This window comes from Nocardioides korecus, from assembly GCF_054778395.1.
On record NZ_BAAGZO010000008.1, the window covers coordinates 22,480 to 34,261 of the forward strand.

The following is an 11,782-nucleotide window of genomic DNA, read 5'->3' on the forward strand; positions in this document are numbered from 1 at the left end:
TCACAAGAAGGTGCCGCGCTCCCGGACCATGCGGGCCGCCCCGACCAGGGCGCCGGCCAGGTCCTCGCCCTGCGGGACCCGGAGCCGCACGACCTCCGCGCCGAGCTCCAGGTTGCGCGCCAGCCGGTCCACCGGGAACTCCCGCGCCTCCAACACGCCGGCGAGCCAGGTCACCTCGCGGTGCAGGTCCACGAAGCCCTCCACGGACTCCGCAGCCCAGCTCAGCAGGTGCTGGTTGTCGTGGCGGCACCACGCGCGCCCGGCCTCGCCGTAGCGCTCGTCCTCGTCGGCGTACTCCGTGTAGTAGAGCGTGCACACCTGCTCGGCCAGCAGCACCAGGTCCAGCGTGGTGCCGTCGGGCCCGGGTGCGGTGGTCGGCGGGTTCAGGCCGGTGGGCGGGGGCGCGGTGCGCCGGTCGGGGCTCACCGGCTCACCGGGCGACGACGTCGTAGGTGCCGTGCAGCTGCTCCAGCCGCTCCAGGTGGATCGCGCGGTGCAGCCCAGGGTCGATGCGGTCGTGGGAGACCCGGTGCTCCGCGGAGCGCATGTACGCCGTGAAGTGCTCGCGGGTCTCCCAGCGCGAGACCATCCACACCTCCTGCGTGGGCACCCCGGCGTTCTCGGCCCCCGCGTCCCGCGCCGGCTCGCGCACCTTGTCCGAGCGCCAGACCTCCAGGTCGTGGAACCCCGGGAAGGCGTCGACGAGCCCGGCGCGGTCACGGAACGCGTCGATCACCTCGTCGCACTGCTCGACGGGGACCTGCAGCCGGGAGACGGAGACGTACACGGCGGCGACGCTACCGGTCCGGCGCCGGGGTCGTGCTCAGGCGCGCTGCTCGGCCCCGTGGCGCTGGACAGCCAGGGCGACCGCGGCCTCGCGGGCGGCCGAGGTGTCCTTCTCGGTGAGCGTGCGGTCCGGGCTGCGGAAGCGCAGCGCGAAGGCGAGGGACTTGCGTCCCGCGGGCACCTGCGACCCGGTGTAGACGTCGAAGAGCCGCACCGACTCGCACAACGGTCCCGCGCCCTCGCGCAGCGTCGCGGCCACCTCGGCGGCCGGCAGGTCGGCGTCGACGACCAGCGCCACGTCCTCCTTGGCCACCGGGAACGGCGAGAGCGCGGGTCCCGTCGGCTCCTGGGCGTGGGCCATCAGCACCTCGAGGTCGATCTCGAGGGCGGCCGTGCGCTCGGGCAGGCCGAAGGCCCGGCACACCGCGGGGTGCAGCTCGCCCGCGTGCCCCAGGAGCACCCCGGCGACCCGCAGCTCGCCGCAGCGACCGGGGTGCCACGGCGCCCGCTGGGCGGCGGTCACGTCGACCACGGCACCCAGCTCGGCCCCGAGGTCGCGGGCCAGGCCCACGGCGTCGGCCCACGAGGCGCCCCGGCCCGCGCCCCACCAGCCGGCGCGCTCGCGCTCGCCGGCGACGACCACGGCCAGGTGCAACGGCTGGTCGGGCACCGCGGCGAACAGCTCTGCGAGCTCGGCGTCGGTGGGTCGGCGGTCGACGCCGAGGATGGGCGCCGCCACGTCGTGGGCCGGCGGCAGCGCGACGGTGCCGGTCTCGAAGACCGAGGCCCCCGCGGCGCCGCGGCTCAGGTTGCGGGCGGCGGTGCGCAGCAGGCCCGGCAGCAGCGTGGTGGTGTACGACGGCCGCTCGGTCGAGAGCGGGTTGGCCAGCCGGACCGTACGCCGCAGCGCGTCGTCCGCGGGGAGCCCGAGCGCGTCGAGGTCGGCGTCCCCGACGAACGGGAAGCCGATCACCTCGGCGAAGCCAGCACCGGCGACGAAGCGGCCGATCCGGCGGCGCAGGCGCTGCTCGCGGGTCAGCCCGCGCCCGGCCGGGGCCGGCGGCAGCACCGAGGGGACCTGGTCGTAGCCGACGATCCGGGCGACCTCCTCGACGAGGTCGTAGGGGTCGGACAGGTCAGGGCGCCAGCCGGGGACCGTCGCGGTGAGGTCGTCGGCGCGCAGCTCGACGGCGCAGCCGACCGCCTCGAGGTGGCGCACGGTGGTCTCCGAGGCGATCGACAGGCCGGTCACCCGCGCGGGCAGGTCGACGGCCATGTCGACGGTGCGTCGCGCGGGGGCGGCGCCGACGACGGTGACACCGGGCTCGATGGTGCCGCCGCCGTGCTCGGCGAGCAGCTCGGCCACGCGCTGGGCGGCGGCCTCGCAGATCTCGGGGTCGACGCCGCGCTCGTTGCGCTTGCCGGCCTCGGAGGTGAGCCGGTGCCGGCGGCCGGTGCGGAACATCGACGTGGCGTCCCAGTGGGCCGACTCCACGAGCACGCGGGTGGTGGTCTCGGACATCTCGGTGGTCCGACCGCCCATGACGCCGCCGAGGCCGATGATCCCGGAGTCGTCGGTGACGACCAGGTCCTCGGTCGACAGCGCCCGGTCCTGGCCGTCGAGGGTGGTCAGCCGCTCGCCCTCGCGGGCCCGGCGCACGCGCACGGTGCCCGACAGCTTGTCGGCGTCGTAGCCGTGGATCGGGCGGCCGAGCTCGAACATCACGTAGTTGGTGACGTCGACGGCCAGGCTGATCGAGCGCTGCCCGACCTGGGCCAGGCGGCGCACCATCCAGTCCGGCGTCGGCGCGGTCGGGTCGAAGCCCGCCACGGTGCGGGCCACGAAGACCGGGCACCCGGTCGGGTCCTCGACCTCCACCGGGTAGCCGTCCTGGTCGGCCGGCGGGGAGGCGAGCGCGGCCGGGTCGTGGAAGGCCACGCCGTACGCCGTCGCCGACTCCCGGGCCACGCCGCGCAGCGACATCGCGTAGGCGCGGTCGGGGTTGATCTCGAACTCGATCACCTGCTCGTCGAGGCCCAGCACGGCGAAGGCGTCGTCGCCGGGCTCGCCCGCGTCGGCGGGGAGCACCAGGATGCCGTCGTGCTCGTCACCCAGACCCAGCTCGCGGGTGGAGCAGATCATCCCGGCCGAGACGTGGCCGTAGGTCTTGCGCGCGGCGATCTCGAAGTTCCCGGGCAGCACGGCGCCGGGCAGCACCACCACGACCAGGTCGCCGACGGTGAAGTTGTGCGCGCCGCAGACGATGCCCTGGGGCTCGCCGGTGCCGTTGGCGTCCCCCACGTCGACGGAGCACCAGTTGATGGTCTTGCCGTTCTTCTGCGGCTCGGGCTCCATGGTGAGCACGCTGCCCACCACCAGCGGGCCGGTGATGTCGCCGCCGGCGTGCTCGATCGCCTCCAGCTTGAGGCCGAGCGCGGTGAGCGGGCGGGCCAGCTCCTCGGCGGTCAGGTCCGCCGGGAGGTCGGCGAGCTCGCGGATCCAGGACAGGGGGGCCTTCATCAGATCTCCGTACCGAACGCAGTGGTGAAGCGGACGTCGCCCTCGAAGACGTCGCGCAGGTCCTCGATGCCGTGGCGGAACATCAGCATCCGGTCGATGCCGAAGCCGAACGCGAAGCCGGTGTAGCGCTCGCTGTCGACGCCGCAGGCGGTCAGGACGCGGGGGTTCACGACGCCGCAGCCGCCGAGCTCGATCCAGCCCTCGCCGCGGCAGGTGCGGCAGGACTCCACGGCCGGGGCGAGGCCGCGGCAGACGAAGCAGACCATGTCCATCTCGGCCGAGGGCTCGGTGAAGGGGAAGTACGACGGGCGGAACCGCGTGCGGATCCCCTCCCCGAACAGCGAGGACAGCAGGTGGTCCAGCGAGCCCCGCAGGTGCGCCATCGTGATGCCCTCGTCGATGACCAGGCCCTCGACCTGGTGGAAGACCGGGCTGTGGGTGGCGTCGTACTCGTCGGTGCGGAAGACCCGGCCCGGGCAGACGACGTAGATCGGGGGCTCGCGGGTCAGCATCGTGCGGGCCTGGACGGGGCTGGTGTGGGTGCGCAGCACGAGGTGGTGCTCGGCCGGCTCGGTCCAGAAGGTGTCCTGCATCGTCCGTGCGGGGTGGTCGGCGCCCAGGTTGAGGGCGTCGAAGTTCAGCCACTCCGCCTCGACCAGCGGACCCTCGGCGACCTCCCAGCCCATCGCCACGAACACGTCGGCGATGCGCTCGGACAAGGTGGTGATCGGGTGCCGCGAGCCGCGCGGGGTGCGGTCCCACGGCAGCGTGACGTCGACGGTCTCCTCGACCAGCATCCGCTCCTCGGCCTCGACCTCGAGCTCGGCCTGGCGCCGGGCGAAGGCCTGGTTGACCGCGCCGCGGGCCTGGCCGACGCGACGACCCGCGTCCTTGCGGGCCTGCGGGGGCAGCGCGCCGATCTCGCGGTTGGCCAGCGCCAGCGGGGAGCGGTCACCGGCGTGGTCGGTGCGCACCTGCTTGAGCGCGGCCAGGTCGGTGGCGCCGGCGATCGCGGCCAGGGCCTCGTCGCGGACGGCGGCGACGTGCTCCTCGTCGAGCGGGGTCACCTGGACCGGGTCGTACTCGGTGTTGGGGCCCGACATGGCTGCCTTCCGTCGACGACGGCGCGAGACCAGGTCGGCCCGGCACCGCGGGCCAGTCTAGGAACCCGCGCGCCCGTGGGGCGAACCGGTTCCGGCCGCGAGGGTCAGCGACGGTCGGTGCTGGGCCACACGACCTCCAGCCGGGCCCCTCCCGAGGCCGACGACCCGATCGTGATCTCCCCGCCGTGCACCTTGACCAGGCCGTGGACGATGTACATCCCCAGCCCCGTGCCGCCGCGGATGCCGTGCTTCCAGAACTTGGTGAAGACCCGGGCGCGCAGGGTCTCGTCGATGCCCTCGCCCTCGTCGTCGACCCGGATCCGGGCGCCGTCCCAGGGGTCGGCGACCGGCTCGACCACGACCTCGACCCGGCCCTCGCCGTGGCGCACGGCGTTGTCGACCAGGTTCGTGACGACCTGGGTGAGCTTGTCGGGGTCGGCGAAGACGTGCGGCACCCCCTCGGCGTACGTCGTGCGGATGGGGCGGTGGGTGCCGGCGCGGGCCAGCTCCACGCAGCGCTCGACCAGCGTGACCGTGTCGACCTCGCGGGGGTAGAGCGGCAGCCGACCGGTGTCGATGCGGGCGACGTCGAGCAGCTCGGTGATCAGCCGCGACAGCCGCTCGGCGTCGGCGTGGACGGTGGTGAGCATCAGCTTCTTCTGCTCGTCGTTGAGCCGGTCCCACTTGCTCAGCAGGGTCGAGACGAAGCCCTTGACCCCGGTCAGAGGGGAGCGTAGCTCGTGGGCGACGGTGGCGACCAGGTCGGAGCGGTCGCGGTCCAGCCGGGCCCGGCCGCGCCCGGAGCGGATCACCAGGGCGACGCTGGACACCGGCCCGAACCGTCGGGTCCGGTTGATCCGCCCGGTGACGAGGACCTCGGTGCCGTCGGTGGTGAACCACGACTGCTCGGTGAGGGCGACGCGGCTGGCCAGTCCGGCGTACGGCGTGTTGGTGGCGAACCACTCGCACCCGTTCTGGTCCTGGAGCGCCATCACCTCGCCGAGGTGGCGCCCCGTGCGGACGCCCTCACCCAGGAGCGTGCGGGCCATGGTGTTGACCACCGTGACGACCCCGTCGGCGTCGGCCACGACCACCCCGTCGGGCAGGCGGTCGACGACGTCGTCGGAGGTCTCGTGGTCGCTCACGCGCCCCAGACTAGGGGCAGCCCGCGGGCATGGCGGCCAGCGACGCCTGCCGCTCGACCGCGGCCCGGGCCCGGGACCGGCCGAGGTTCCACGCGGCCCACGAGTCGGCCCCGGCGCCGGGGCCGACACCGGGCCCGAGGTCGCCCAGCAGGCAGCGCTCCCCCAGCGGCAGCGGGTGGGCCAGGATCGTGGGCAGGGCGTCGGCGCTGAGACCGGCCAGGTAGTCGGCGTCGACCTTCCCGGTCGCCTCGAAGCGCGCCAGGTTGTGCCGCGCGATCCAGGCGTCGGGGTTGGCCAGCGCCAGGCCCAGGAGCAGCGCCGCCCCGGTGAGCAGCGCGACCCGGGGCAGCCACGCGCCCCGCAGCCGGATCCCCGCGACGAGCACCGCGACCACGACCAGGCCGAGCCAGCCCTCGAACAGGTCGGCCAGCAGCCGCAGGCGGGTGAACCCGTAGGCGTCCTGGTAGAGGCCGAGCCGTCGCAGGGCCGAGGCCACCACGACGAGCGTCAGCACGCACAGCACCCCGAGCGAGCCCCTGAGCCACCGACGGTCGGCGTCGGTCTCCCCGGCCCGGCGGGAGGCGGCCCACACGACCAGCAGGGTCAGTGCGGTCGCCGTCGTCAGTTGTGCGAAGCCCTGGTGCACGTAGTCGGCGTACGTCAGGCCCGTCGCCCTGCGCACGTAGTCGTGGCCACCGAGGAACGCGGCGGCCTGCGCGGCCAGGAACAGCACGAGGACCGCGTCCACGAGCAGCACGGGCGCCAGCCACTCGAAGCGGTGCCGGGCCGGGCGCCGCGGGGTGACGCCGTTGCTGACGAGCGGCGGGTTCAGGGCGAGGTACGCCGCGGCGAGCACGACGCCGCCGACCGCCACCGCGGTGAACACGCGCAGCAGGAACGAGCCGCCCGGGTGGGGCAGCAGCAGGCTGACCCAGTGGCCGACGATCGCGTCCCCGGTGGCGAACAGCAGCCCGAAGACCAGCACGGCGACCAGGGAGAGCAGCACCGTGCGCACCACGGCGGCGGCGCCGGACCCCGCCCCGAAGGCGCGCAGGCTGCGGCCCAGCCACGGCAACCCCCGCAGCCCGGCGAAGGGCCAGGCCAGCGCGCCGAGGAACATGCCGAGCGCGGAGCGACCGCTCACGAGGGCCGTGGTGGTGAGCAGGGCGCCGACCAGCAGCCCGAGGACCGCCACCCACTGGGCGTCGCGCAGGGTCACCACCAGGGCGAACCCGGCGCAGAGCACCGCGCAGGCCCAGGTGAACGGCTCGCGGCGGTGCCGGCTGACGGTCAGCACCAGTGCGCCGGAGGCCAGGAGGACCAGGGTCAGTCCCAGGCCCGGGGCGGCGTACGGCAGGACGGCGCCGGCCAGGATCCCGATGCCCACGGCGCACAGGACGACGCCGCGGCGGGCCGGCACGCCGGCCTCCCGCCACAGGCTGCCGAACGCGTCGTCGACCAGCGACGGGGGCGGCAGCGTGCGCCCGGGTCCCTGCGGGCCGGTGGGCGGCGCGGTCGGGCCGGTCGGCCCGGTGGAGGTCGTCGGCATCGGGGTGGTCCTCTCGTGAGGGTCGTGGTGGTCCTGGGGGGTCCGGGGCTGGGCCGGGACGGCGGGTGGTGCCGCGTCGCTCGCGGCCGGGAGGGGCGCGGGCCCGGGGGCCGCCGGGAGCTCGACGACGAACCGGGCGCCGTTCGCCCCCGGCGCCGGGTCGACGAGCACGATCCGGCCGCCGTGCAGGTCGGTCACCCAGCGGGCGATGGCCAGGCCGAGCCCGGTGCCGCCCGTGGCTCCGGTGCTGCCCTCGCCCGCGTGGGGCAGCCGGCCGAACCGCTCGAAGACCCGCTCGCGGTCCACCGGCGCGATCCCCGGTCCGTCGTCGACGACCTCCAGGCGGGTGCCACCGGCGGGGTCCGGGTGGGCCAGCACCCGGACGGTCGAGCCGGTGGGGCCGTGGCGCACGGCGTTGTCGAGCAGGTTGGCCAGCAGCTGGTGCAGCCGCCGCGGATCGACGTACGTCGTGAGGTCGGCGGGCCGCACCTCGACCTCGACGGTGATCCGACGCGCCGCGGCGGTGGGGCCCGCCTCGGCCACGGTCCGGTCGACGAGGTCCCGGACGGGGAGCACCCGCCGCTCCAGCGCGACCACGCCCGCGTCGACGCGGGAGAGGTCCAGGAGGTCGGTGACCAGGTCGCTGAGGCGCTCGGCCTGTCCCAGGGCCGTGCGCACCGTGCGCGGGTCGGGGGCCGTCACGCCGTCGGCGAGGTTCTCGAGCACGGCCACCAGGGCCGTCAGCGGCGTGCGCAGCTCGTGGGAGACGCTGGCCACCAGGTCGCGGCGCTGCCGGTCCACGCCTCCCAGGTCGGCCGCCATCACGTTGAACGCCCGGGCCAGCTCCCCCACCTCGTCGGTGGAGCCGGTCTCGACCCGGACGGCGTAGTCGCCCGAGGCCATCCGCCGCACGGCCTCGGTCATCTGGCGCAGCGGCGAGGTCATCCCGACGGCGAGCAGCTGGGTCACCCCCAGCGCGAGCAGCACGATCACCGGGATGCTCAGCCACGCCGGCACGGTGCCGGCCCCCAGGGTCGCGAGCACCGCGGCGACCACGACGGCGGCGACGACCAGCAGGCCGAGCTTGACCTTGATCGAGGTCACCCGGCGCAGGGGCTCGCGCAGCGTCCCGGCCGGCCCCCCGGGGCCTCCGAGCGCCCCTGGTCCGCCGGTCACCGGACCTCCAGCGCGTAGCCGACGCCGTGCACCGTGCGCAGGCGGTCGGCACCGATCTTGGCGCGCAGCGACTTCACGTGGGAGTCGACGGTGCGGGTGGCGCCGGCACCGCCCTCCCAGCCCCAGACCTCGGCCAGCAGGCGCTCGCGGCTCAGCACCTGCCCCGGCTCGCGTGCCAGGGTGCGGGCCAGGTCGAACTCGGTGGGGGTCAGGTGCACCTCGGCGTCACCGATCCAGGTGCGCCGCTCCCCGGCGTCGAGCCGCAGCGTGCCGACCGCGAGGGTGCGCGCGGCCGGGCCGGCGTCCTGCCCGGCCAGCTCCGCGGCCCGCTGCACCCGCCGCAGCAGCGCCGACACCCGGGCCACGAGCTCCCGCATCCGGAACGGCTTGGTCAGGTAGTCGTCGGCCCCCACGCCCAGACCCACCAGGACGTCGGACTCGTCGTCGCGGGCGGTGAGCATCAGCACCGGCACCGGCCGCACCGCCTGGATCCGACGGCAGACCTCGAGTCCGTCGAAGCCGGGCAGCATCACGTCGAGCACGACGAGGTCCGGGCGGTGCTCCGCGTGCGCGGCGACCGCACCGGGCCCGTCGTACGCCGAGACCACGCGGTGGCCCTCGGCGCGCAGACGGTCACCGACGGCCTGGTTGATCAGCGGCTCGTCCTCCACGACGAGGACCGTCGTCGCCCCGGCGCCTGCCGGCGTGCTCCCCCTCGGACCCATGCCCGGACTCTAGGAGCCGGTCGGGTCAGGAGGTGTGAGCGCGACGTGAAGGTTGTGTGCAGGTCGGCCCGAGGGGGTACCGCGGTCCTACCGGCTGCGGCGGGCGCGCGCCCCGGCGTACAGGCACACCGCGGCGGCCGTGGAGAGGTTGAGGCTCTCGGCCCGGCCCAGGATGGGGATGGCGACCCGGTGGTCGGCCAGGGAGGCCAGCTCCTCGGGCAGGCCCCAGGCCTCGTTGCCGAACAGCCACGCGACCGGTCCCTCCAGCAGGCCCGACGACTCCGCCTCGAACAGGTCGACCTCGCCGGCGCCGTCGGCGGCCAGCACGGTGAACCCGGCGTCCTGGGCGGTCAGCACGACCTCGCCCGGGTCGCCGCCCAGCGCCAGGGGCTGGTGCCACAGGCTGCCGACGGTCGCGCGGACGGTCTTGTCGTTGTAGGGGTCCACGCTGCTGCCGGCCAGCACGACGGCGGAGGCTCCGGCCGCGTCGGCGGTGCGGATCACGGTGCCGGCGTTGCCGGGGTCGCGCACGTCGGCGCAGATCACCAGCACCCCGGGCAGGGCCTGCTTCAGCACGACCTCCAGGGGCCGGTCGACCGGGCGGCACACGGCGACGAGGCCCTGGGGGGTGACCGAGCCGGAGAGCGCCTCGACGGCCGCCTCCTCGGTCACCGACCACGGGATGCCGGCGTCGAGGACGGCGCGGCGCAGCGCGGAGTGCTCGCGGCTGACGGCGTCGGTGGCGAACACCTCGACGACGCCCCCGGGCGTCGGCAGCGCCTCGGTCAGCGCCTTGGCGCCCTCGGCCAGGAACTGGCGACGCTCGGTGCGGTCACGACGACGCTGCAGCTTGCGCGCCTCCTTGATCCGCCCACTGCGGACGGTGAGCAGATCGGTGGTCATGGGAGGAGCATCCGGTTTCCCAGGTGATGAATGCAAACTGCCTCTTCACACACGACGCATCGTGTGTGAAGAGGCAGGACGGGTTCATCACCTGGGAAACCGGCCCCCAGGCGCGTCACCCGGAGGTGCGCGGGACGCTCAGGCGGAGGCGGGAGCGTTCACGTCGGCCGGCAGGGCGGCCTTCGCGGCGGCGACCAGCGCGCTGAACGCGGGGGCGTCGTTGACGGCGAGGTCGGCCAGGATCTTGCGGTCGACCTCGACACCGGCCAGGTTCAGGCCCTGGATGAAGCGGTTGTAGGTCATGCCCTCGGCACGCGCCGCCGCGTTGATGCGCTGGATCCAGAGCTTGCGGAAGTCGCCCTTCTTCTTCTTGCGGTCGTTGTAGCTGTAGACCAGCGAGTGGGTGACCTGCTCCTTGGCCTTGCGGTACAGGCGCGAGCGCTGACCCCGGTAGCCGGAGGCGCGCTCGAGGACGACCCGGCGCTTCTTGTGGGCGTTGACTGCCCGCTTGACGCGTGCCATGTGATGCTCCTTGGTGCTAGTTCGAGATGTGCCCGTCAGGGCGTCGTGGAGAGGACGTGACCGGTGCGCCGGCCGTCCGGGTGGGACCCGTCGGTCCCGGGGTTCTCAGAGACCGAGCAGCTTCTTGGCGCGGCTCACGTCGGACTTGGCCAGCTCCGTCGTGCCCGACAGGCGACGGGTCACCTTCGAGGACTTCTTCTCCAGGTTGTGCCGCATCCCGGCCTTCTGGCGACGGATCTTGCCCGTGCCAGTGACGCGGAAGCGCTTGGAGGCACCGGAGTGCGTCTTGTTCTTCGGCATGTCAGTTCCTTACTTCTCGTTGCCGCGTCGCCACCCGGCGGGGCGGCGACGAACGTCGGTGACGGCTCCCGGGGCGGGCGCCGTGCGGTGGGTCAGGCCTCGATCTCGGGGTCGAGGTTCTCCGAGCGACCGCGCTCCTTCTTGGGGCCCGGGGCGGCGCGGCCCGCGCTGCGCTCGGCGTGCTCCTCGGCGCGCTCGGCCTCGCGGATCGCGGCCTTCTCGACCTTCTCGGCCTTGACCTCGGCCTTGGCCTCGGACTTCTTCTTGTGCGGCCCGATCACCATGGTCATGTTGCGACCGTCCTGCTTGGGGTTGGACTCGATGAACCCCAGGTCGGTCACGTCCTCGGCCAGGCGCTGCAGCAGCCGGTAGCCCAGCTCGGGGCGGTGCTGCTCGCGACCGCGGAACATGATGGTGATCTTGACCTTGTCCCCGGACCGCAGGAACCGCACGACGTGACCCTTCTTGGTCTCGTAGTCGTGGGCGTCGATCTTCGGCCGGAGCTTCATCTCCTTGATGACCGTGTTCGTCTGGTTCCGGCGGGCTTCACGGGCCTTCTGGGCGTTCTCGTACTTGAACTTGCCGTAGTCCATGAGCTTGCAGACGGGCGGCTTGCCCATGGGCGCGATCTCGACCAGGTCGAGGTCGGCCTCCTGGGCCAGTCGCAGGGCGTCGCCGGTGGAGACGATGCCGACGGTCTCGCCGTTGGGTCCAACGAGACGGACCTCGGGTACCCGGATCCGGTCGTTGATGCGCAGCTCGGTGCTGATGGGTCCTCCTGGATAGATCAGATGGTCGACCCGGGAGGGACACCGACTCGGGACACTTTCTGCCCCGGGAACGACGACGGCCTCCGTGCGACACGCACGAAGGCCTCTGGAGACGGGTAGCACGACACCAGGGTCGGGCTGTTCCGTGACCGGGACCCGACGACCTGTGGCTCAGGGGTGGAGATGGTGGTGCGAGCCGGCGGTCGGTGCGGGTGGGAGGAGGCCTCCGCTTGTGTGATGCCGTCGTCCATGTGGGACGTCGGCATCGGTCGCGGACCAGAC

11 protein-coding genes are annotated in these 11,782 nt (G+C 74.0%); all 11 read right to left on the reverse strand.

All coding sequences use genetic code 11. From position 1 onward, the window contains the following. A complete protein-coding gene (locus ACYVDA_RS16045; protein ID WP_460819438.1) occupies positions 1 to 426 on the reverse strand; it encodes a hypothetical protein in 426 nt (141 codons plus the stop codon). 4 nt (positions 427 to 430) lie between these two features. Beyond that, positions 431 to 787 carry an antibiotic biosynthesis monooxygenase family protein gene (locus ACYVDA_RS16050; RefSeq protein WP_460819439.1) on the reverse strand — a complete coding sequence of 119 codons (357 nt, stop codon included), beginning with the start codon at positions 785 to 787 and terminating at the stop codon, positions 431 to 433. Between the two features lie 36 nt (positions 788 to 823). Continuing rightward, the gene (gene pheT, locus ACYVDA_RS16055) at positions 824 to 3,307 is read right to left on the reverse strand and encodes a phenylalanine--tRNA ligase subunit beta (RefSeq protein ID WP_460819440.1); all 2,484 of its coding nucleotides are present in this window, start codon (positions 3,305 to 3,307) and stop codon (positions 824 to 826) included. Then, positions 3,307 to 4,410: a phenylalanine--tRNA ligase subunit alpha gene (pheS, locus tag ACYVDA_RS16060; protein WP_460819441.1), complete on the reverse strand. Its 1,104-nt coding sequence runs from the start codon at positions 4,408 to 4,410 to the stop codon at positions 3,307 to 3,309. The genes pheT and pheS overlap by 1 nt, the downstream gene beginning before the upstream one ends. A gap of 104 nt (positions 4,411 to 4,514) precedes the next feature. Further along, positions 4,515 to 5,555: a sensor histidine kinase gene (locus ACYVDA_RS16065; RefSeq protein ID WP_460819442.1), complete on the reverse strand. Its 1,041-nt coding sequence runs from the start codon at positions 5,553 to 5,555 to the stop codon at positions 4,515 to 4,517. A 10-nt stretch (positions 5,556 to 5,565) separates the two neighbouring features. Next, a complete protein-coding gene (locus ACYVDA_RS16070) occupies positions 5,566 to 8,280 on the reverse strand; it encodes a DUF4153 domain-containing protein (RefSeq protein WP_460819443.1) in 2,715 nt (904 codons plus the stop codon). Continuing rightward, positions 8,277 to 9,005 carry a response regulator transcription factor gene (locus ACYVDA_RS16075; protein ID WP_460819444.1) on the reverse strand — a complete coding sequence of 243 codons (729 nt, stop codon included), beginning with the start codon at positions 9,003 to 9,005 and terminating at the stop codon, positions 8,277 to 8,279. The genes ACYVDA_RS16070 and ACYVDA_RS16075 overlap by 4 nt, the downstream gene beginning before the upstream one ends. An 87-nt stretch (positions 9,006 to 9,092) precedes the next feature. Next, entirely contained in the window at positions 9,093 to 9,908 is an 816-nt protein-coding gene (locus ACYVDA_RS16080) for a TrmH family RNA methyltransferase (RefSeq protein WP_460819445.1), read from the reverse strand. Between the two features lie 138 nt (positions 9,909 to 10,046). After that, a complete protein-coding gene (gene rplT, locus ACYVDA_RS16085) occupies positions 10,047 to 10,430 on the reverse strand; it encodes a 50S ribosomal protein L20 (protein ID WP_460819446.1) in 384 nt (127 codons plus the stop codon). 105 nt (positions 10,431 to 10,535) lie between these two features. Continuing rightward, positions 10,536 to 10,730: a 50S ribosomal protein L35 gene (gene rpmI, locus ACYVDA_RS16090; protein ID WP_460819447.1), complete on the reverse strand. Its 195-nt coding sequence runs from the start codon at positions 10,728 to 10,730 to the stop codon at positions 10,536 to 10,538. Positions 10,731 to 10,822: 92 nt separating this feature from the next. Then, on the reverse strand, positions 10,823 to 11,623 hold the full coding sequence (infC, locus tag ACYVDA_RS16095) for a translation initiation factor IF-3 (RefSeq protein ID WP_460819448.1): 801 nt from the start codon (positions 11,621 to 11,623) through the stop codon (positions 10,823 to 10,825). Between the last annotated feature and the right edge of the window lie 159 nt (positions 11,624 to 11,782).

What these genes read in the sequence shown, in the direction of transcription:
- ACYVDA_RS16080 (WP_460819445.1), bottom strand. Translation starts at nt 9,908, where the DNA reads ATGACCACCGATCTGCTCACCGTCCGCAGTGGGCGGATCAAGGAGGCG.
- ACYVDA_RS16075 (WP_460819444.1), bottom strand. Translation starts at nt 9,005, where the DNA reads ATGGGTCCGAGGGGGAGCACGCCGGCAGGCGCCGGGGCGACGACGGTC.
- rpmI (WP_460819447.1), bottom strand. Translation starts at nt 10,730, where the DNA reads ATGCCGAAGAACAAGACGCACTCCGGTGCCTCCAAGCGCTTCCGCGTC.
- pheT (WP_460819440.1), bottom strand. Translation starts at nt 3,307, where the DNA reads ATGAAGGCCCCCCTGTCCTGGATCCGCGAGCTCGCCGACCTCCCGGCG.
- pheS (WP_460819441.1), bottom strand. Translation starts at nt 4,410, where the DNA reads ATGTCGGGCCCCAACACCGAGTACGACCCGGTCCAGGTGACCCCGCTC.
- rplT (WP_460819446.1), bottom strand. Translation starts at nt 10,430, where the DNA reads ATGGCACGCGTCAAGCGGGCAGTCAACGCCCACAAGAAGCGCCGGGTC.